Genomic DNA, 19,555 nt, shown 5'->3' on the forward strand with positions numbered 1-19,555 from the left:
GAGGGACGGCGTCCCTCAATACAGCTCGGCGCGGCGGTCGGCGAGGTAGGGGTTCTCCTGCCTGGCGCGCTTGGTGGCCTCGGGATCGATCGTGGCGATCATGAGACCGACGGCGTCCGCGTCGAGCGCGTCGAGGACCACGCCGTCCGGACCGACGATGCTGCTGCGGCCGACGTAGGTGAGGTCCCCTTCGGAGCCGACGCGGTTGACGTAGACGAGGTGGACCTGGTTCTCCCAGGCGCGCACCGGGATGAGCCGTTCGGCGATGTGCGCGTAGGGCTCCATCTGCGCGGTGGGGACGATCACGACGTCGGCGCCGTCGAGGGCCGCCGCGCGGACGGTCTCGGGGAACTCGACGTCGTAACAGATGAGGACGGCGACGCGGACGCCGCCAAGGTCGACGGTCGGTGCGAGGGTGTCACCGGCCACGAACAGCTCGCGGTCGAGCTCGCCGAACAGGTGTGTCTTGCGGTAGCGGAGCAGCTCGGACCCGTCGGGACCGATGAGGACGATGGCGTTCGCGACGGCTCCGCCCGGGAGCGGCTCGGGCAAGCCGGCGAGGATCGCGATTCCCGTCCCGGCGGCGATGGCGGCGACCCGGTCGACCAGCTCCGGCGTGGCGAGCGGGGCGAGACGGTCCCCGAGGTTGTAGCCGGTGATGAACATCTCGGGAGTGACGAGCAGGTCCGCGCCGCGATCCGATGCCTGCCTGGCGGCGTCGGCGACGAGCGCGAGGTTCGCCTCGACGTCTCCGGGGACGCCGTGGTGTTGCAGTCCGGCGATGGTGAAGGTCATGGCGGTGGAGCTCCTCTGCAGGCGTGCGTCGATGCACTCAGTAAACAACTCAAAGTGAGCTGTTTGATGTCCATCATGTTTCGATCCGGTTTCACCCGCAAGAGGCGAGGGACATACTGGTGGCGTGCGCGCCCTTCCTGTCGACGTCCCGATCGTGCTCGGCCCCTTCGGAGGCTTGTCCTCCGTCGAACTCACCGCGACGGTGAGTGAGCTGGGCGGCCTCGGTTCCTTCGGTCTGTACGGCTACGACGCCGAGCGCATCGAGCGGACGGTCACGGCGCTCCGCGAACGGACCGCGGCGCCGTTCGCACTGAACCTGTGGCTGCCGCGTGGAGACGAGCTGTCGCCCGACGACTCCGAGGCGTCCTTCGCAGCCGCGGTCGAGGGGCTCCGACCCGTGTTCGACGAGTTGTCACTCGAGCTGCCCGATCGCCCGGCCCGGTACGTGCCGCCGTTCGACAAGCAGATCGAGGCGGTCCTGGAGGCGCGGCCCGCAGTGGTCAGCTTCGTCTTCGGGGTTCCACCGCGGTCGGTGGTCGACGCGGCGCGCGAGCGGGGCATCGTCGTGGTCGGGACGGCGACCACGGTGGCCGAGGGGCTCGCCCTGCAGGAGGGCGGCGTCGACGTCGTCGTCGGCACGGGCATGGAGGCCGGCGGCCACCGCGTCTCGTTCCTGCGAGCAGCCGAGGACTCCCTCGTCGGCCTGGTCGCCTTGATCCCGCAGCTCGTCGACGCCCTGGACGTCCCGGTGATCGCCGCCGGCGGTATCGCCGACCGACGTGGTGTCGCCGCCGCGCGGGCACTCGGCGCCGCCGGCGTGCAGGTCGGGACCGCCTTCCTCCGCACGAGCGTCTCCGCGGCGACGGCCGAGCATCGAGCGGCCATCGTCTCGACGCCCGCCGACGGTACCGTCCTCACGCGCGCGATGAGCGGCAGGCTCGGCCGTGGTGTCCCGAACCGGGTGCTGCGCGAGATCGAGGCGTCGGGGGTCGTCGCCCCGTTCCCGGTCCAGAACTGGCTGACCGGGCGGTTCCGCACCGTCGCCTCGGAGCAGGGCGTCGCAGAGCTCCAGGGCTACTGGGCAGGGCAGGCGTCCTTGCTGACCCGCGATCGGGCGGATGCCGAGGCCGTCTTCGCGGAACTCGCCGCGGGCCTGTCGGTCCCACCCAGGGCACCCTGACCCCGGTCCGCGTCGCCCGCAGGACCGCGTAAGCTGGAGTGGACTTCCTGCAAGAGATGAGACGTTCACCGTGCCCAGCATCCCGTTCGACGGCGCCAAGCACGATCGGTACTGGATGGTCCCGATCCTGCGTGCGGTGATCGCGCTCGCCACGGCGGGGGTCGTCACCTTCACGCAGGGCCACTCCTCGCAGTTCGGCCTCGTGGTCTTCGGGGTCTTCACGCTGCTGTCCGGCGCGATCGTCGGCGCCTTCGCCTTCCCGAACTTCTCCGACACCGTGACGCGCGCCTTCTTCCTCGGGCAGGGCGTCATCGGCGTCGTGACCGGCGTCTTCTCGCTGCTCGTGAGCGGCGGCGGGCTGAGCATCTTCCTCTACGTCGTCACGCTGTGGGCGGCCCTCACCGGATTCCTCGAGCTGTACAGCGGGATCCGCTGGCGCGGACGCCTCGCCGCGGCGAAGGACTGGACCGCGGTCGGTGCCTTCACGGTGCTGCTCGCCATCGCGACGCTCCTCGTCCCGCCGGGACTCGAGCAGCGATTCGCCGCCCCGGGAGGTGTCGAGGGTGTCCTCCGTGCGGACATCGTCGTCGTCGGCCTCGTCGGGGCATACGCCGCGATCATCGGCGTCTACCTCGTCATCGGCGGACTGTCGCTGCGGTGGGCGGGCAAGCGCCCGGTCGCCGGCACAGTCACCGACGACACCACCGGCACGGCGGGAGCCGCATCATGAGCAAGCCCAACCGCGACGACGTCCTGCGGCCGATCGAGCTCCTCGTGCTCTCGGGCGTCATGGGGGTCTTCACCGGCGTCGTCGTCCTGATGTCGACCCGTGAGATCGTCCTCGCGCTCATCGGCCTGGGCATCGCGTTCATCGCCTCGCTCGTCGTCCTCGCGATGCTGGCGCTCGCCGTGAAGCCCGACTTCCAGGAGAAGCTCGACCTCGACGAGCAGGACGGCGACGACAAGCGTCCGCCGCGCCCCTCCGGCCACTGATCTCCGGCTTCATTCGCCCATTCTTGGGCGACCCAGTGCTCGTTCGCCCATTCCTGGGCGAACGAGCACGGACCGCCTACGGCAGGTAGTCCACCAGGTCGTCGGAGAGCCCGAGGTACGTCGCCGGGGTGAGCTCGAGCAGGCGCTGCTTCGCGGCGTCGCCGATGTCGAGCTTGGAGACGAACTCGACGAGCTCCGCCTGACCGAGACGCTTGCCGCGCGTCAGCTCCTTGAGGAGCGCATAGGGGTCCTCGATGCTCGAGCGACCCGCGGTCACCTCGGCGCGGATGACCGTCTGGATCGCCTCCGCGAGCACCTCCCAGTTGTGGTCGAGGTCCGCGGCGAGCACGTCCTCCGCGAGGTCGATCTGCCCGAGGCCGCCGAGGATGTTGTCGAGGGCGAGCAGCGAGTGGCCGAACCCGACACCGATGTTGCGCTGGGCGCTCGAGTCGGTGAGGTCGCGCTGGAGTCGCGAGGTGACGAGGGTGGCGGCGAGGGAGTCGAGGATCGCGCTCGACAGCTCCAGGTTCGCTTCGGCGTTCTCGAAGCGGATCGGGTTGACCTTGTGCGGCATGGTCGACGAGCCGGTCGCGCCCGCGACCGGGATCTGTCGGAAGTAGCCGATGGAGATGTACGTCCACATGTCCGTGGCGAGGTTGTGCAGCACGCGGTTGGCGTGGGAGATCTTGCCGTAGAGCTCGGCCTGCCAGTCGTGCGACTCGATCTGCGTCGTCAGCGGGTTCCAGTCGAGCCCGAGTCCCTCGACGAACTCGCGCGAGATGGCGGGCCAGTCCGCGTCGGGATCGGCGACGACGTGGGCGGCGAAGGTGCCGGTCGCGCCGGAGAACTTGCCGAGGTACTCGTTCGCCTCGATCTGGAGCGCGATGCGCTCGAGTCGGTAGACGGTGACGGCGAGCTCGCGGCCCATCGTGGTGGGCGTCGCCGGCTGGCCGTGCGTGCGTGCGAGCATCGGGACGGCCCGGAAGTCGACGGCCTTGGTGCGCAGGGAGTCGAGGACGAGGCGCAGCTTCGGGAGCCAGATGGCGCGGACGGCCTGCGACACGGTGAGCGCGTAGGAGAGGTTGTTGATGTCCTCGCTCGTGCAGGCGATGTGGGTGAGTTCGGCGATGCGGTCGAGACCGAGCTCGGACAGGCGGTGGCGCACGAGGTATTCGACGGCCTTCACATCGTGACGCGTGACGGCCTCCTTCTCGGCGAGCCAGTCGATGTCGGCCTGTCCGAAGTCGAGGTAGAGCGCGCGGAGCTGCTCGATCTCCGCCGGGGTGAGCGGGGAGGATCCGAACATCGAGTGCTCGGTGAGGTAGACGAGCCACTCGACCTCGACCTGCACGCGGGCGCGGTTCAGGCCGGCCTCCGAGAGGTACTCTCCGAGCGCCGTCACGGCGGGGCGGTAGCGACCGTCGAGCGGGCTGAGCGGCTGGGCGGGGAATTCGGTCATGGGGTGGCTCCCTGGGTCAGTGCTGGTTCGAGCTGGTGGAAGAGGGATCTGCAGGCATGGTCGATCATGCCGAGGACGGTCTCGAACATCTGGGCGTCCGAGTAGTAGGGGTCGGGGACGTCGCGGGTCCCGGAGGTGCTGTCGAAGCTCAGGAGCAGGTGCACCTTGGAGCGGTCGGTGTCGTTACCCGCCCAGGCCCGCAGGATGCGTTCGTGACTGCGGTCGAGGGCGACGACGAGGTCGTAGCTGTCGAAGCGGTCGGGGTCGAACTGCTTGGCCCGATGGGCGGTTGCGTCGTGGCCGTGCGCTCGCAGCGCGGTGACCGTGCGGTGGTCGGCGTGCTCGCCGACGTGCCAGTCGCCGGTGCCGGCGGAGGAGACCTCCACGACCCGCTCCAGCCCGGCGGCCGCGACGAGGTCGGTGAAGACGCTCTCGGCCATCGGGGATCGACAGATGTTGCCCGCGCAGACGAAGCACACGCGGAACGGGGTCGTGCCGGGGTCGGCCTCCCCGAGGGTGTTCATGCGTCTATTCTGGCCGACCGCGCCCGAGCCGTCGAACCGTTCTCGACTGACTCCGCTCCACAGCTCTCCGCCGGTCAGCTTCCTCCACATCAGCGCGGTGTGCCGGCGTGATCGCTCCGCCGGTTGGGCAGAGTCGAGCGTGATGCCGGCGATGGGCGGGCGGAGGGCGAGGCGACATGGCGTTGGAGTACGACCCGTTGGCGATGGGCTTCCCGTCGCAGCCGACGGCAGAGGAAGCTGTCTCGATCCTCGAGGGGCGCGCTCGATGTCTCGAGGACGTGCTGCTCGAACTGGAGCCGGAGATCGTGAGGTTCGCGCAGGCGCGCAGCGGTCTCGAGTGGGTCGGTCCCGCAGCCGTGCAGTTCTCCTGGTCCGCGGACGAACTGACCGCAGTGCTCCGTGGAGCGGCCTCTGCACTCGATGAGGGACTCACGAGCGCTCGTGGGGCGGCATCGTCGATCGCTGTTGGAGCGGAGCATGAGTGACGACCTCACCATCCGAGGCGGTGGTGTCGTAGCCGTCGCCACTGACGATCACCTGCTCCTCGGCGCGTTGCTCCTCGAACTCGGCGAGGCCTGCGCGAGCTGGGCCGACCGCGTGGAATCGGTGTCGACCGACGACGTGTCCCTGGCGCCCGTCGGCCCGACGATCGTCCCCCAAGCCGATGCGGGGGCGGGAAGCGGGGCGGCTGCGAGGGCCGCCACCAGCTTGCGGCGTGCGAGCGACGACGCGAGCCGGTTGGGTGGGCATCTCATCGTCGGGGCGGAGCAGTACGGAGAGCTCGAGCGGATGGTCCAATCGTTGTTCACGTTCACCGGGGACGCCGCGGGATGGGTCCTGGGAGCCTCTCCGTTGATCCCCCTCGGTGTCCTCGCCGCCGTCGGAGAGGTGACGCTCGTCAGGACGGTGTTCCGCGGAGTGTTGGGTTTGCTGTCCTCGGACCTGCAGGACGGCTTCGATGAGGCCTCGGCGAAGACTGCGCGTGAGCTGATGTCGTCACCCGCGTTCGTCGCCCTCGTGCGCGGAGTCGTATCGGGTTCCGACGAGTTCCTGATCAGCGCGTTCGGTCTGCCGGCGATGCTCGACGCGAACCGTCTGAGCGAGGAGGGCATCACCGGGGTGGCGTTCGCAGCCCTGGTCGCACTGGGCACAGTCGACCGTGCCGGCCTCCTCACTCCCGCGGCGCCGGTCCGTACGGTCGAGGTGAAGGCCCAGGGCGCTCCGGCGCCCCTGAAACCGCCGACCCGATACGAGGACCTCGTCGAGCGGATGCCGCACGGGGGAGCGGGCTCGCCGCAGATCAGGATCGAGCGGTACGAGGACGCCTCCGGCGCCGACCAGTGGATCGTCTGGTCGGGTGGAACCATCGAGACCGGCTTCCCTGAGGCGTCGACCGAGCCGTTCGACAACCGCAGCAATGTCAACGCCGTCGCAGGTATGGAGGCGGAGAGCGCGGAAGCGACCCTCCAAGCCATGCGACTCGCGGGCATTCCGGACGGTGCCTCCGTGCTCCACGTCGGGTACTCCCAGGGCGGCATCATCGCGTCACGCATCGCCGCCAGCGGTGCCTACGACTCCTCGGTCGTCACCTTCGGATCGCCGGTCGAATCCATCGACTTCGCGGACGACCTCCCGCGCACCCATGTCGAACACACCGAGGACGTCATCCCCGCGCTCTCCGGTGAACGACGCGACTCACTCAACGGGGGTACCGTCGTCCAGCGTTCGTTGTACGACGGAGGACCACCGCCGGCCGGTGACGACCCCCTTCCGGCTCACAATCTCGACCGCTACCGGGAGACGGCACGCCTCATCGACCAGTCCTCGGAGGAGCGGCTCGCACCAGCGATCGACCCCCTCGCCGGGCTCACGGGCACCGGGGAGGTCTGGCGATACCGCGCCGACAAGGTCCTTCCATGACCAAGCGGTCGAGCCGACGGGTCAGTCGCGCGCCTTGGGGCGGATGACGATGCCGAGCAGCCAGTTCACGATCGAGATGACGATCGCACCGAGGACGCCCAACCAGAAGCCGTCGACGGTCAGGCCGAAGCCGAACCAGCCGCTGATGCCTGCGGTGATGAGGAGGAGGAGCCCGTTGATGAGGAGCCCGATGAGCCCGAGCGTGAGGATGTACAGGGGGAACGCGAGCACCTTGATGACCGAGCCGATGATGGTGTTCACGACGGCGAAGATGAGCGCGACGAGCGCGAAGGTCAGGATCGTCTCCAGCGTGCCGCCGGGTGCGTACGGCGTCACCTTCACACCGGCGACGATGAGGGTCGTGACCCAGATGGCGAAGCCGTTGACGATCAGGTTCAGCAGAAAACGTCCCATGACGGCAATCCTCCCACCCTTGCGGCAGCGGGCAAAGGGCCGATTCGGACCGACGTACTGCATTCCGACGCAGGTATCCTTCGCGGCCTAGACTCGTCGAGTGAGTGACAACCTGCCAACCACCGCCCAGCCGGCCGCTCAGCCGGGCCGGAGCCCGGTCCGTCTCCGTCCGGAGATCGCAGAGCTGCCGCCCTACCGTCAGGGCAAGCCGGCCGCACCCGACGCCTTCAAGCTCTCGAGCAACGAGGTCCCGTTCCCGCCGCTCGACGCCGTCCTCTCGGCCATCACCGACACGGCTGCGGACTCCCACCGCTATCCCGACGGCGCCGCACTCGCGCTGCGCACGGCGCTCGCCGAAGCCAACGGCGTCACGCCGGAACGCATCCACATCGGGGCGGGCTCGGTCGCACTCCTCAGCCAGTTCATCACCGCGACCGCCGGTCCGGGGGACGAGGTCGTCTTCGCCTGGCGCTCCTTCGAGGCCTACCCGGGTCTCGTGACCGTCGCCGGCGCGACGTCCGTGCGGGTTCCCAACCGGCCCGACGGCTCTCACGACCTCGAGGCGATGGCCGCCGCCGTCACCGACCGCACCCGCGTCGTCATCGTCTGCACGCCCAACAACCCGACCGGCACGGTCGTCGAGCGTGAGGCCTTCCTCGCCTTCCTCCGGTCCGTGCCCTCCGACGTGCTCGTCCTCCTCGACGAGGCATACCGCGAGTTCGTCACCGACGACGACGCCGTCAACGGCATCCCGCTCCTCGACGAGCACCCGAACCTCGTCGTGCTCCGCACCTTCTCGAAGGCCTACGGACTCGCCGGCCTCCGCGTCGGCTGGGCCATCGGCCACGAGCTCGTCCTCGACGGCGCCCGCAACGCGGCCATCCCGCTCTCCAGCACTGCGCCGGCGCAGCAGGCGGCCATCGCCGGACTCGCGAACGCCGAGGACATCCGAGCCCGCGTCGCGGTCATCACCGCACGACGCGACGACCTCGCCGCCGCACTCCGCGAGCAGGGATGGTTCATCCCCGCGGCACAGGGCAACTTCGTCTGGTTCGGCCTCGGCGAGCAGACGGCCTCGGCGAACGACACCTTCCTCGCGCACGGCATCGTCGGCCGCGCCTTCCCCGGCGACGGCGTCCGCATCTCGATCGGTGAAGCCGAGTCGATCGAACCGCTCCTCGCCGCCGCTGCGGAGATCCTCGCCGGACTGCCGGCCGACCACCCGACACGAGAGGGAGTGCGCTCACGATGAGCCGTTCCGGAGACGACCCCACCGTGCCCAGCGTCCAGTTCATCGACGCGGCCGGCACCTTCGCGCCGAACGAACACGCGGAGCGCTATCAGCCGTTCCTCGATCGCCTGACCGAGACCGACCTGCAGCAGTTCTACCGCGACATGGCGAACGTCCGTGCCTTCGACATCGAGGCGACGAACCTGCAGCGCCAGGGCCAGATGGCGCTGTGGCCACCGAGTCACGGGCAGGAGGCGGCACAGGTCGGTTCGGCCCGCGCGGCGCGAGCTCAGGACCACATCTTCCCCTCCTACCGCGAACACGTCGTCGCGATGATCCGCGGCGTCGACCCCATCGACATCGTCCGGCTCATGCGCGGCAACACGCACGGCGGTTGGGACCCGGCAGATCCGTCCAACGGCAACGTGCACCTCTACACGCTCGTGCTCGCCGCGCAGACCCTGCACGCGACCGGCTACGCGATGGGCCTGAACTTCGACAAGGCCGTCGGCACCGGCGACTCCGAGCGCGACACGGCCGTGCTCGTCTACTTCGGCGACGGCTCGAGTTCCGAGGGCGACGCGAACGAGGCCTACATCTACGCCGCCAGCTACCAGACGCCACAGGTGTTCTTCCTCCAGAACAACCAGTGGGCCATCTCCGTCCCCGTCTCCCGCCAGGCCCGCGAGCCGCTGTACCAGCGCGCGGCCGGCTTCGGCCTCGACAGCGTCCGCATCGACGGCAACGACGTCCTCGCGAGCTACGCGACGGCGGCGAAGCACCTCGACGACGCCCGCGCCGGCCGCGGCCCGAGCCTCATCGAAGCGATGACCTACCGCGTCGGCGCGCACACCACGAGCGACGACCCGACCAAGTACCGCACCGACGACGAACTCCAGTCCTGGATCGCCCGCGACCCGATCGTCCGGTTCAAGACGTACCTCCAGGGGCTCGGCGCCTCGGACGCGTTCTTCGCCGAGGTCGACGAGGAGGCTGCAGCGCTCGCCGAGGACACCCGCGTGCGCACGCTCGCACTCGAGGCCCCGGGCCCCGAGCTCATGTTCGAGGGCGTCTACTCCGAACCGCACCCGCTCATGGTGGAGCAGCAGGCCTGGCTCGAACGCTACGAGGCCTCGCTCGAAGGAGGCAACGCATGACGACGACCACCATGCCGATGGCCAAGGCGCTGAACGCCGGCCTGCGCAAGGCGATGACCGACGACGACAAGGTCCTGCTCATGGGCGAGGACATCGGCCCGCTCGGCGGCGTCTTCCGCGTCACCGAGGGCTTGCACGCCGAGTTCGGCGGCGACCGCGTCCTCGACACCCCGCTGGCGGAGTCCGGCATCGTCGGCACCGCGATCGGCCTCGCCATGCGCGGCTACCGACCGGTGTGCGAGATCCAGTTCGACGGCTTCGTGTTCCCGGCCTTCAACCAGATCACGACGCAGCTCGCGAAGCTCACCAACCGGCACGAGGGCAAGCTGCAGATGCCCGTCGTCATCCGGATCCCCTACGGCGGACACATCGGCGCGGTCGAGCACCACCAGGAGAGCCCCGAGGCGTACTTCGCCCACACGGCCGGCCTGCGCGTGGTCAGTCCGTCGACCCCGAACGACGCCTACTGGATGATCCAGGAGGCCATCGCCTCGAACGACCCGATCGTCTTCCTCGAGCCGAAGAGCCGCTATTGGCCGAAGGGCGAGGTCGACCTCGACGGCTCGGCCGCACCACTGCACGGCAGCCGCGTCGTCCGCACCGGCACGGAGGTCACTCTCGCCGGACACGGCGCGATCGTGAGCGTCATGCTGCAGGCGGCTGAACTGGCCGCCACGGAGGGCACGAGCGTCGAGGTCGTCGACATGCGCTCGCTGTCGCCCATCGACTACGACCCGCTCGTCGAATCCGTCCGACGGACCGGCCGCCTCGTCTACGTGCAGGAGGCGCCCGGGTTCACGAGCGTCGGCTCGGAGATCGCGGCGACCGTCACCGAGCGCGCCTTCTACTCGCTCGAAGCACCCGTCCTGCGGGTGTCCGGGTTCGACACCCCGTTCCCGCCGGCGAAGCTCGAGGGCGTCTACCTCCCGGATGCCGACCGCATCCTCGAGGCCGTCGACCGCTCGCTGGCGTACTGAACACCGAAGGAAGACGAGGAACCACGATGAGTGATCTCCAGTTCGAACTGCCGGACGTCGGCGAAGGCCTGACCGAGGCCGAGATCGTCGCATGGAAGGTCGCGCCGGGCGACGCCGTCTCGGTCAACCAGGTGCTGGTCGAGATCGAGACCGCGAAGTCGCTCGTCGAACTCCCCTCGCCGTTCGCCGGCACCGTCGGCGCCCTGCTCGTCCAGGAGGGCCAGACCGTCGACGTCGGGACCCCCATCATCAGCGTGAGCACCGGCGGTGGAGCGCCGACCGCCGAGCCGGCCGCGCCCGCACCGGCGGTCGTCGAGTCGGAGGAGGCCACGTTGGCCGCCGACACCGCGGCGAGCGTGTCTCCCGCCGAGGAGCCGCGCCCTGGCGCAGTGCTCGTCGGATACGGCAGCGCCGGCAGCACCTCGAGTCGTCGCCGTGGCCGTGGCGCGACGCCGGTCGTCGAGCCGGCGAGCCCGGCCGTCACCCCGCAGCCGCCCGTGCGCCGCCAGCCGCCGTCGAGCATCCCCGCCGCGTCCGCGCTGCCGGTCATCGCCAAGCCGCCGATCCGGAAGCTGGCGAAGGACCTCGAGGTCGACCTCACGGCCATCGAGGGCACCGGGCTCGCGGGTGAGATCACCCGCGACGACGTCATCCGTGAGGCCAGCCAGGCGAGCGTGTTCCGCAACATCGAGACACCGGAGTGGGCCGACGAGCGCGAGGAGCGCATCCCGGTCAAGGGCGTCCGCAAGGCCATCGCGACAGCCATGACCCGCAGTGCCTTCACCGCGCCGCACGTCTCCCTCTTCGTCGACGTCGACGCGACGCGCACGATGGAGTTCGTCAAGCGCCTGAAGAACTCGACGGACTTCGCCGGCGTCAAGGTCTCGCCGCTGCTCATCATGGCCAAGGCGATGATCTGGGCGGTCCGCCGCAACCCCACGGTCAACAGCGAGTGGACGGACCAGGAGATCATCGTCCGTCACTACGTGAACCTCGGGGTCGCCGCCGCGACACCTCGCGGACTGATCGTCCCGAACGTCAAGGAGGCGCAGGCGATGAGCCTGCTCGAGCTGGCACGCGCCCTCGAGACCCTCACGCTCACGGCCCGCGACGGCAAGACGCCGCCGGCCGACCAGCAGAACGGCACGATCACGGTGACGAACATCGGTGTCTTCGGCATGGACACCGGCACCCCGATCCTCAACCCGGGCGAGGTCGGCATCGTCGCGCTCGGCACGATCAAGCAGAAGCCGTGGGTCGTCGACGGCGAGGTGCGCAGCCGCTTCGTGACGACGCTCGGCGCCTCCTTCGACCACCGCGTGGTGGACGGCGACGTCGCGAGCCGCTTCCTGGCGGACGTCGCGTCGATCATCGAGGAGCCGGCGCTGCTGCTCGACTGAGCACCGGGTCCCTGAGCCTGCTCTTCGGTTCCTGAGCCCGTCGAAGGGCGATTTTGAGAATCAGTATCAATAGGCGTAGCGTTGGCCTTCTCACCCCGATCGAGAAGGTTCATCAATGCGCGCTCGCACCCTGCTCCCAGCCTTGGCCGTCCTCCCGGCAGCCGCCCTCGTCCTCGCGGGCTGCTCCGGCAGCAGTGCGTCGGGCGCGGCCGACGACGGCAAGATCAACATCGTCGCCTCGACGAACGTGTACGGCGACATCGCTTCGAAGATCGGCGGCAAGGACGTCGAGGTGACCTCGCTCATCTCCTCGGCCGCCCAGGACCCGCACTCCTACGAGGCGAGCACGCAGGATCAGCTCTCCATCAAGAACGCCGACCTCGTCATCGAGAACGGCGGCGGCTACGACCCGTTCATCGACACACTCCTCGACGCGGCCAAGAACGAGTCCGTCGAGGTCGTGAACGTCGTCGACCTGTCGGGCCTCGCCCCGGACGACGACCACGCCGACGAGCAGCACACGGATGAGGCGCACGCCGAGGACGACGCTCACGACCACATCGAGGGCTTCAACGAACACGTCTGGTACAGCCTCCCGACGATGGCGAAGCTCGCCGACGAGCTGGCCAAGGAGCTCGACGAACTCGACAGCGCGAACGCGACCACGTACACCGCGAACGCGAAGGCCTTCACCGAGTCCCTCGGCACGATCGAGACGGCCCAGGCCGCGATCAAGACCGCACACGACGGCGAGGGCGTCGCCATCACCGAGCCCGTGCCGCTCTACCTGCTCGAGGGCGCTGGACTCGTGAACCGCACCCCGGAGGCGTTCAGCGAGGCGATCGAGGAGGGCACCGACGTGTCGCCGACCGTCCTCAAGGAGACGCTCGACCTCTTCGGCGGCGGAACGGTCGCGCTGCTTGCCTACAATGAGCAGACGAGTGGCGGCGAGACCGAACAGGTCAAGACCGCCGCGGAGAACGCAGGCGTACCGGTGCTGTCATTCACCGAGACCCTCCCGGACGGCAAGGACTACCTCTCGTGGATGACCGAGAACGTCGACGCCGTGGCGGACGCCCTGGATCGATGACCAGCGGTCCGACCGACGACTCAGGCCCCGTCGACGTCCTCGCGCTCGCCGGGGCCGAGCTCGGTTTCGGCGGACGCACGCTCTGGGACGGTCTCGACCTCTCGGTGCGCCCGGGGGAGTTCCTCGCGGTGCTCGGCCCGAACGGCTCCGGCAAGACGAGTCTGCTGCGCACCATCCTCGGGCAGCAGCAGCTCGACCGCGGGACCATCAGGGTCGCCGGAGGCCCGGTGCACCGGGGTGACCGCCGCATCGGCTACATCCCGCAGCAGAAGCTCATTCCGGCCGGCACGCCGATGCGCGGTCGCGATCTCGTCGCCCTCGGCGTCGACGGCCACCGCTTCGGACTCCCCATCCGCACCGCGGCGACGAAGCGTCGGGTCGACGAGCTGATCGCCTCCGTCGGCGCGACCGCCTACGCCGACGGCGCCGTGGGCACCCTGTCCGGCGGTGAGCAGCAGCGGCTGCGCGTCGCCCAGGCGCTCGCGGACGACCCGATCCTCCTCCTCTGCGACGAACCGCTGCTCAGCCTCGACCTCCAGCATCAGCGCGGGGTCAGCGAGCTCATCGACCGTCGTCGGCGCGAGCACGACACCGCGGTGGTCTTCGTCACCCACGACGTGAACCCGGTGCTCCCCATGGTCGACCGCATCCTGTACCTCGCGGGCGGCCGATTCCGGGAGGGCACCCCCGACGAGGTGCTCCGCAGCGAGGTGCTGTCTGAGCTCTACGGCACGCCCGTCGACGTACTCCGCAGCCATGGCCGGGTCGTCGTGGTCGGCATCCCTGACAGCGAGACCCACCACCATCACCACGACGATCCGCACACCGGTGCGGTGGGGGTCGGCGCATGAGTACTGACGACCTCTGGGGACGCCTGTTCAACTTCCAGGACTACGGCGCGCTGCTCGAACTCGTGCAGAACTCGATCATCGCCGGCGCGGTCCTGGGCATCGTCGGCGGCCTCATCGGCGTGTTCGTCATGCAGCGCGACATGGCGTTCGCGGTGCACGGGATCAGCGAGCTGTCCTTCGCCGGCGCTGCCGGTGCGCTGCTGTTCGGGGCCAACGTCGTGGTCGGGTCCCTCGCGGGCTCACTCGTCGCCGCGATCCTCATCGGCCTGCTCGGTTCGAAGGCCCGCGACCGCAACTCGATCATCGGGGTGCTCATGCCGTTCGGCCTCGGCCTCGGCATCCTCTTCCTCGCGCTCTATCCGGGCCGGAGTGCCAACAAGTTCGGGCTCCTCACCGGGCAGATCGTGTCGGTCGACGACCCGCAGCTCGGCCTGCTCATCGTCATCAGCATCGTGGTGCTGATCGCGCTCCTCCTCCTCTGGCGCCCCCTCAGTTTCGACAGCCTCGACCCGGACGTCGCCGCGGCGCGCGGGGTGCCGAGTCGGTTCGTCTCGCTCGCCTTCATGGTGCTGCTCGGGCTCACGGTCGCGGTGTCGGTGCAGATCATCGGCGCGCTGCTCGTCCTCGCACTGCTCGTGACGCCCGCGGCCGCGGCGCTCCGGGTGTCGTCGTCGCCCGTCCTCGTCCCGGTGCTGAGCATGCTCTTCGGCTTCGTCTCGGCGGTCGGCGGCATCCTGCTCGCCATCGGTGGCTCGCTCCCGATCAGCCCCTACATCACGACGATCTCCTTCCTCATCTACCTCGTCTGCCGCATCGTCGGGCCGCGCACCGCGTCCGGGCGACGGGGTCGTCGGGCACCAGTCGGCGAGACGCGGCACGCCCAGGTCGCGCGATGACCGTGGACCGTGCGCCGCGTCCGCGTGGAGCTGCTTCGGAGCGTCCTCCGAGCGGTTCCCGGGTACCCTTGAAGCGACAGGCAGGAGCACCCGTGGCGAAGCGCAACACCTGGCAGCGAGAAGCTGTCCGCGAGGCCCTCGGCGGCAACGACGGATTCGTCAGCGCCCAGGGATTGCATGCCGAACTCCGCGACACCGGTTCGCCGATCGGGCTCGCGACCGTGTATCGAGCCCTCTCCGACCTCGCGGTCGAGGGCGAAGCGGACTCCCTGCAGTCGCCGGAGGGCGAGAACCTCTACCGTGCCTGCACGCCTGGCACCCACCATCACCACCTCATCTGCCGCAACTGTGGTCTCACCATCGAGATCGAGGCCGACGAGGTCGAAGCGTGGGCGCGGTCGGTCGCGTCGCAGCACGGGTTCACCGAGGCGAAGCACGTCGTCGACGTCTTCGGGCTCTGCGAGAACTGCTCGGCGGCGGCCCAGCGCGCGTGAGGCCGGAGTGAGCAGGACGACCGGCACCCTCGGGGTCGACGACGACTGGACCGCGCCCGACGACGACGGCGCGGAGCACTGGGGTCGCACCGAAGGGCGTGATCCACGGAACCTGCGGACGCCGCTCCTGATCGGCGGCGCACTGCTCGTGGTGGTCGGGCTCTTCGTACTCCGGGCGCTCATGCCGCTCGGTGAGGTGCTCACCCCGCCCACCGCGGTGCGCGACTTCGTGACCCTGACGCTCAGCGTGGTGGTGGAGTCGCTGCCGTTCGTGGTGCTCGGCATCGTGCTGTCGATCCTCGTGCAGATCTGGCTTCCCGACGGCTGGCTCGAGCGGTGGTTGCCGACGCAGCCGATCCTCCGCCGAGCCTGCATCTCGCTGCTCGGCATGTTCCTGCCGGTCTGCGAATGCGGCAACGTCCCGCTCGCCCGCGGCCTCATCGTGCGCGGGTTCACGGTGCCGGAGTCGATCACCTTCCTGCTCGCGGCGCCGATCCTCAACCCCATCGTCATCGTCACGACGCATCAGGCCTTCGGCTGGGACGGCGGGATCCTCGTCGCCCGGCTCGTCGGCGGGTTCCTGCTCGCGAACCTCATCGGGTGGCTCTTCAGCAAGCACCCCGACCCCAGCTCGCTGCTCACGCCGACCTTCCAAGCCAGCTGCGAGGTGACCGAGCAGCACGGGCACGAGCACACGAAGGTGGAGCGCAGCCTGCAGCAGTTCGTCGCAGAAGCGCGCGCGATCATGCCGGCGCTGCTCATCGGTTCGGCCGTGGCCGGCGCCGTGCAGGTCCTCGTCCCACGCGAGGTGCTCGTCACCCTCGGCGCGAACCCGGTCTGGTCGGTGCTCGCGATGATGACGCTCGCCGTGATCGTCTCGATCTGCTCGAACGTCGACGCCTTCTTCGTGCTGTCCTTCGGATCGACGTTCATGCCCGGTTCGATCGTCGCCTTCCTCGTCCTCGGCCCCGTCGTCGACGTCAAGATGCTCGCGCTCATGCGCACCACCTACACGACCAGGACCCTCGTGATCATCACCGCGGTCGCCGTGCTGTTCTCGGCGGCCCTCGGATTCGGAGTGAACGCCCTTGCCTGATCAGAACGCCACCCACGGACACGCGCACGCCGAGACGTCCACGGTCGGCGATCGTCGCGTGCCCCTGCTCGAACGCCTCCGGCAGCGGTGGTGGGGTGTGCTCCTGCTCGTCACCGCCGCCGTGTGCATCCTCTGGCTCGCGCTCACCGATCGACTCGGGCTCTACATCCACCCGCGCTACTTCGTGTTCACCGTCATCATGGCGCTCATCGCGGTCGCGCTCGGCATCGTCAGCGTCCTCGTCCATGTGGACGTCGATGAGGTGCCGAAGCGTCGCGGGCGGACGGTGCTGCAGCTCGCCTCGGTCGTGGGCAGTCTCGCGGTCGTCGGGGCGATGGTGGTGCTCCCGCCGTCGACGCTCTCGGTCGCGACGGCCGACCAGCGCGCGGTGAACTCCGGCACGCTCGCGGGGGAGGTCCAGGGGCAGGACGCCCAGACCGTGCTGACATCGAACCCGGACTTCAGCACCTTCGGCATCAAGGATTGGGCGACACTGTTGCGCCAGACGACGCGGCCCGCCGACCTCGAAGGGCGCGCTTTCTCCGGGGTCGGTTTCGTGATCGCCGATCCGGACGCGGCCGACGTCTTCTACGTCTCGCGGTTCGTCGTGAACTGCTGCGCCGTGGACGCCCAGCCGGTCGGTGTGCCCGTACAGCTCGACGGTTGGGAGCAACAGCTCAAGCCCGGCGACTGGGTCGAGGTCTCGGGCGCGCTCACCGCGAGCGACGCCTCGCATCTGCCGTTGGTGGTCGGGACGGCGAAGGTCGACAAGGTCGAGGAGCCGGCGGACCCGTATGACTACTGATCGCCGGGATGCTGCGCGAGGCCGATCGACGCAGGCCGCCGGCGACCGGAGCGGTTTCGGCCGACTGGTCGCGATCGTGCTGATCGCGCTCGTCGTCATCGGCGGCGGCGCGGCCGTCGTCGGTCTGACCCAGGGGCCGAAGCTCGTCCGCACGGTGGTCGACCCGACCGGTCTCGTGGAGTCCTGGGGCCAGCGTATGGTGCTGGCGGTGAACCAACCGATCGCGGATCTCGACGCGGACCGGGTGCGGATCGAGCCGGCAGCCGACTTCGACGTCAGTACCGGGGCCGGCGGCATCACGCTGGTGTTCCCCGAGCCGCTCGCCTATGCGACGGACTACCGGATCACGGTCGACGGGGTCACCGCGCCGGGTGGCGGACCGGCGGCCACGCTCACGACGTCGTTCTCGACGCCACCCGTCGAGGGGTTCTCGCTCGTGAGGAGCCCGGTCAAGGACGGCGGCTCGGCGGCGACGAAGCCGGACGACCGGATCGTGCGTCTCTCGATCGCCGGCGGTGAACCCGAGACCGCGTACGAAGCGGCGAAGATCCAGGAGTTCGCGACGATCGGCGACTCCCTGATCGTCGTGGAGCAGGAGACGAGCGGGCTCGGTCGCATCGTGGTGGTGGACACGACCGATGGGAGTACCCAGGAGGTGGCCCTCCCGATGGGCGGGATGATCACCTCCTTGCAGACCGCTCCGGCGCAGAGTCGGGTGGGGTTCCTGTTCACGGAACAGTCGTTCGGTCGCGATGGCGGCGACAACCTCACGCTGTACTCGTTCGAGCTGCAGGAGGGGAAGCCGACGGAGGCCGCCCGGGTCGGCGGGATCGACGGGGCTGCGGTCCAGGCGGCGGAGTGGTCGTTCGTGCCCCGGACCTCCTCGATGCTCGTCCGCACGGTGGACAACTCGCTCGAGCTGCTCGATCCTGCTGCGACGACCGATCCGGTGCTGCTCGGCCGCGCCGCCCTCATCTCGAGCTACATCCCGGGGACCACCAAAGTCGTCATCGAGCAGATCGATGGTGTGGTCGTGCTCGACCTCGCGACGGGGAAGAGTGAGCCGTTCGTCCTGCCCTCGGTGGCACCAACCGAGATCCCCGGACAGCTCGTCGCACTGTCCGAGTCCCTGTCGGCCAGGATCTACGCCGACTACGACCGCGCCGCCGGAACCACGGAGCAACGGGTACTGGCGATCAAGGACGGCGCGACCGCCGAGCTCTACCGACCTGACCCGGGTGCCGTCATCTGGTCACTCTGCGCGAGCCCGAACGCGGAGTACGTCGCGGTCGTCGTCGTCCCCGACTTCGCGAAGGCCGGATTCGACGGGTACGCCAACGCCCCGATGCCCAATGGTCTTGAGATCGAGGTGGTCGACGCCCGCACCGGCAAGGTGGTCGGGACGCAGGCCGGCTTCGACCTGTCCTGGTGTGCCGGCACCGGTGTCGCGCAGTGACCCCGCGCCGCGCCGTCCGCGGCCGCCTCGGCGAAAACCGCGTGTTCCCGGGCGACACGCCCGGGATGCAAACGGAATTTGCCACGATCCCGAGACACACGTAGAGTAATCACTCGTCACCCCAAAGGTGCGGGAAGCGGAAGAGCTTCTCGGCCTCAAGCGGGGACAATCCCCAGCCAAAAGCGAGAACATTTCGATGTTACCGTTTCAAGTCTCGGTTGGATGACTTCCTCCTGGTGTCACTCGTGCTCAGCATGACTCTGTTCGCAGAGCGGCTGAAACGCCGAGTTGACAACAAGCCGGGAAGATGTAAGATAGAGAAGTTGCCCTGCAGGGCGGTCGTGATGGCCAAAGGCAGGAGCATCCGATCCTTGAGAACTCAACAGCGTGCACAATGTCAAATGCCAAAAACCTCGTGCAATTGATGCCTTCCTTTTCGGTTGGTTGATGTTGTAAGAGATTCCTTTGGAAAACATTTAAACAAAACAAAGCAAGTCAGTAATGATTTGTTCTGTCAGCTTCAAACTTGCATCGTGTTCACCTATTCCGGTGGCATGGTGCGCGAAATGTGCCGGTCTTCGGATCGTGCAATTCAACATTTACGGAGAGTTTGATCCTGGCTCAGGACGAACGCTGGCGGCGTGCTTAACACATGCAAGTCGAACGATGAAGCCCAGCTTGCTGGGTGGATTAGTGGCGAACGGGTGAGTAACACGTGAGTAACCTGCCCTTGACTCTGGGATAAGCGTTGGAAACGACGTCTAATACCGGATACGAGCTTCCACCGCATGGTGAGTTGCTGGAAAGAATTTTGGTC

At 68.8% G+C, this 19,555-nt stretch carries 20 protein-coding genes and 1 rRNA gene; 17 read left to right on the forward strand and 4 right to left on the reverse strand.

From position 1 onward, the window contains the following. Positions 1-15: 15 nt before the first annotated feature. The gene (locus A4X17_RS12545) at positions 16-795 is read right to left on the reverse strand and encodes a carbon-nitrogen hydrolase family protein (protein WP_064296025.1); all 780 of its coding nucleotides are present in this window, start codon (positions 793-795) and stop codon (positions 16-18) included. A gap of 124 nt (positions 796-919) precedes the next feature. On the opposite strand from A4X17_RS12545, the gene A4X17_RS12550 reads away from it, so the two are divergent. The 3 genes from A4X17_RS12550 to A4X17_RS12560 all read left to right on the forward strand — a co-directional run bounded on the left by A4X17_RS12550 (position 920) and on the right by A4X17_RS12560 (position 2,968). Further along, positions 920-1,975, forward strand: coding sequence for a nitronate monooxygenase family protein (locus A4X17_RS12550; protein WP_064296026.1), 1,056 nt, complete (start codon positions 920-922; stop codon positions 1,973-1,975). 70 nt (positions 1,976-2,045) lie between these two features. Next, on the forward strand, positions 2,046-2,705 hold the full coding sequence (locus A4X17_RS12555; RefSeq protein WP_064296027.1) for a hypothetical protein: 660 nt from the start codon (positions 2,046-2,048) through the stop codon (positions 2,703-2,705). Continuing rightward, positions 2,702-2,968, forward strand: a complete 267-nt coding sequence (locus A4X17_RS12560) for a hypothetical protein (RefSeq protein WP_064296028.1) — start codon at positions 2,702-2,704, stop codon at positions 2,966-2,968. The genes A4X17_RS12555 and A4X17_RS12560 overlap by 4 nt, the downstream gene beginning before the upstream one ends. A 76-nt stretch (positions 2,969-3,044) precedes the next feature. Here A4X17_RS12560 and purB read toward each other — a convergent pair whose 3' ends face one another. Next, positions 3,045-4,427, reverse strand: coding sequence for an adenylosuccinate lyase (gene purB, locus A4X17_RS12565; RefSeq protein WP_064296029.1), 1,383 nt, complete (start codon positions 4,425-4,427; stop codon positions 3,045-3,047). Beyond that, positions 4,424-4,951: a low molecular weight protein-tyrosine-phosphatase gene (locus A4X17_RS12570; protein WP_064296030.1), complete on the reverse strand. Its 528-nt coding sequence runs from the start codon at positions 4,949-4,951 to the stop codon at positions 4,424-4,426. The genes purB and A4X17_RS12570 overlap by 4 nt, the downstream gene beginning before the upstream one ends. Positions 4,952-5,127: 176 nt before the next feature. Between A4X17_RS12570 and A4X17_RS12575 the strand changes: the two genes are divergently transcribed. Together A4X17_RS12575 and A4X17_RS12580 are read left to right on the forward strand one after the other, a co-directional pair. Beyond that, positions 5,128-5,436 (forward strand): hypothetical protein, encoded by a 309-nt coding sequence (locus A4X17_RS12575; protein WP_064296031.1) that lies wholly within the window; start codon positions 5,128-5,130, stop codon positions 5,434-5,436. Further along, positions 5,429-6,871: a hypothetical protein gene (locus A4X17_RS12580; RefSeq protein WP_064296032.1), complete on the forward strand. Its 1,443-nt coding sequence runs from the start codon at positions 5,429-5,431 to the stop codon at positions 6,869-6,871. The genes A4X17_RS12575 and A4X17_RS12580 overlap by 8 nt, the downstream gene beginning before the upstream one ends. Positions 6,872-6,892: 21 nt before the next feature. Here A4X17_RS12580 and A4X17_RS12585 read toward each other — a convergent pair whose 3' ends face one another. Beyond that, positions 6,893-7,285, reverse strand: coding sequence for a phage holin family protein (locus A4X17_RS12585; RefSeq protein ID WP_064296033.1), 393 nt, complete (start codon positions 7,283-7,285; stop codon positions 6,893-6,895). 100 nt (positions 7,286-7,385) lie between these two features. Here A4X17_RS12585 and A4X17_RS12590 point away from each other — a divergent pair, with 100 nt between their 5' ends. The 12 genes from A4X17_RS12590 to A4X17_RS12645 all read left to right on the forward strand — a co-directional run. Beyond that, a complete protein-coding gene (locus A4X17_RS12590; protein WP_231884379.1) occupies positions 7,386-8,537 on the forward strand; it encodes a histidinol-phosphate transaminase in 1,152 nt (383 codons plus the stop codon). Continuing rightward, entirely contained in the window at positions 8,534-9,673 is a 1,140-nt protein-coding gene (locus A4X17_RS12595; RefSeq protein ID WP_064296034.1) for a thiamine pyrophosphate-dependent enzyme, read from the forward strand. Before A4X17_RS12590 ends, A4X17_RS12595 begins: the two co-directional genes overlap by 4 nt. Beyond that, positions 9,670-10,650: an alpha-ketoacid dehydrogenase subunit beta gene (locus A4X17_RS12600; protein ID WP_064296035.1), complete on the forward strand. Its 981-nt coding sequence runs from the start codon at positions 9,670-9,672 to the stop codon at positions 10,648-10,650. The genes A4X17_RS12595 and A4X17_RS12600 overlap by 4 nt, the downstream gene beginning before the upstream one ends. Before the next feature lie 26 nt (positions 10,651-10,676). After that, the gene (locus A4X17_RS12605) at positions 10,677-12,050 is read left to right on the forward strand and encodes a dihydrolipoamide acetyltransferase family protein (RefSeq protein WP_064296036.1); all 1,374 of its coding nucleotides are present in this window, start codon (positions 10,677-10,679) and stop codon (positions 12,048-12,050) included. A 115-nt stretch (positions 12,051-12,165) separates the two neighbouring features. Beyond that, positions 12,166-13,140, forward strand: coding sequence for a metal ABC transporter solute-binding protein, Zn/Mn family (locus tag A4X17_RS12610; RefSeq protein ID WP_064296037.1), 975 nt, complete (start codon positions 12,166-12,168; stop codon positions 13,138-13,140). Then, complete coding sequence (locus A4X17_RS12615) at positions 13,137-13,991, forward strand: metal ABC transporter ATP-binding protein (protein ID WP_064296038.1); 855 nt, start codon at positions 13,137-13,139, stop codon at positions 13,989-13,991. Before A4X17_RS12610 ends, A4X17_RS12615 begins: the two co-directional genes overlap by 4 nt. Beyond that, on the forward strand, positions 13,988-14,887 hold the full coding sequence (locus A4X17_RS12620; protein WP_079003646.1) for a metal ABC transporter permease: 900 nt from the start codon (positions 13,988-13,990) through the stop codon (positions 14,885-14,887). Before A4X17_RS12615 ends, A4X17_RS12620 begins: the two co-directional genes overlap by 4 nt. A gap of 92 nt (positions 14,888-14,979) precedes the next feature. Then, entirely contained in the window at positions 14,980-15,381 is a 402-nt protein-coding gene (locus A4X17_RS12625) for a Fur family transcriptional regulator (protein WP_064296039.1), read from the forward strand. A 7-nt stretch (positions 15,382-15,388) separates the two neighbouring features. Then, entirely contained in the window at positions 15,389-16,477 is a 1,089-nt protein-coding gene (locus A4X17_RS12630) for a permease (protein ID WP_369808461.1), read from the forward strand. Beyond that, a complete protein-coding gene (locus A4X17_RS12635; RefSeq protein WP_231884380.1) occupies positions 16,470-17,282 on the forward strand; it encodes a TIGR03943 family protein in 813 nt (270 codons plus the stop codon). The genes A4X17_RS12630 and A4X17_RS12635 overlap by 8 nt, the downstream gene beginning before the upstream one ends. Beyond that, positions 17,272-18,738 (forward strand): hypothetical protein, encoded by a 1,467-nt coding sequence (locus tag A4X17_RS12640; RefSeq protein WP_064296040.1) that lies wholly within the window; start codon positions 17,272-17,274, stop codon positions 18,736-18,738. The genes A4X17_RS12635 and A4X17_RS12640 overlap by 11 nt, the downstream gene beginning before the upstream one ends. A 598-nt stretch (positions 18,739-19,336) precedes the next feature. After that, positions 19,337-19,555, forward strand: a 16S ribosomal RNA gene (locus tag A4X17_RS12645); the annotation flags it as partial.

Origin of the sequence: Plantibacter sp. H53, assembly GCF_001650455.1 — a bacterium.
Lineage (GTDB): Bacteria > Actinomycetota > Actinomycetes > Actinomycetales > Microbacteriaceae > Plantibacter > Plantibacter flavus_A.

Excerpts from the sequence above, each read along its gene's own strand:
- A4X17_RS12545 (WP_064296025.1), bottom strand. The coding sequence starts at position 795 with ATGACCTTCACCATCGCCGGACTGCAACACCACGGCGTCCCCGGAGAC.
- A4X17_RS12560 (WP_064296028.1), top strand. The coding sequence starts at position 2,702 with ATGAGCAAGCCCAACCGCGACGACGTCCTGCGGCCGATCGAGCTCCTC.
- purB (WP_064296029.1), bottom strand. The coding sequence starts at position 4,427 with ATGACCGAATTCCCCGCCCAGCCGCTCAGCCCGCTCGACGGTCGCTAC.
- A4X17_RS12570 (WP_064296030.1), bottom strand. The coding sequence starts at position 4,951 with ATGAACACCCTCGGGGAGGCCGACCCCGGCACGACCCCGTTCCGCGTG.
- A4X17_RS12575 (WP_064296031.1), top strand. The coding sequence starts at position 5,128 with ATGGCGTTGGAGTACGACCCGTTGGCGATGGGCTTCCCGTCGCAGCCG.
- A4X17_RS12580 (WP_064296032.1), top strand. The coding sequence starts at position 5,429 with ATGAGTGACGACCTCACCATCCGAGGCGGTGGTGTCGTAGCCGTCGCC.
- A4X17_RS12585 (WP_064296033.1), bottom strand. The coding sequence starts at position 7,285 with ATGGGACGTTTTCTGCTGAACCTGATCGTCAACGGCTTCGCCATCTGG.
- A4X17_RS12595 (WP_064296034.1), top strand. The coding sequence starts at position 8,534 with ATGAGCCGTTCCGGAGACGACCCCACCGTGCCCAGCGTCCAGTTCATC.
- A4X17_RS12600 (WP_064296035.1), top strand. The coding sequence starts at position 9,670 with ATGACGACGACCACCATGCCGATGGCCAAGGCGCTGAACGCCGGCCTG.
- A4X17_RS12605 (WP_064296036.1), top strand. The coding sequence starts at position 10,677 with ATGAGTGATCTCCAGTTCGAACTGCCGGACGTCGGCGAAGGCCTGACC.
- A4X17_RS12610 (WP_064296037.1), top strand. The coding sequence starts at position 12,166 with ATGCGCGCTCGCACCCTGCTCCCAGCCTTGGCCGTCCTCCCGGCAGCC.
- A4X17_RS12615 (WP_064296038.1), top strand. The coding sequence starts at position 13,137 with ATGACCAGCGGTCCGACCGACGACTCAGGCCCCGTCGACGTCCTCGCG.
- A4X17_RS12620 (WP_079003646.1), top strand. The coding sequence starts at position 13,988 with ATGAGTACTGACGACCTCTGGGGACGCCTGTTCAACTTCCAGGACTAC.
- A4X17_RS12640 (WP_064296040.1), top strand. The coding sequence starts at position 17,272 with ATGACTACTGATCGCCGGGATGCTGCGCGAGGCCGATCGACGCAGGCC.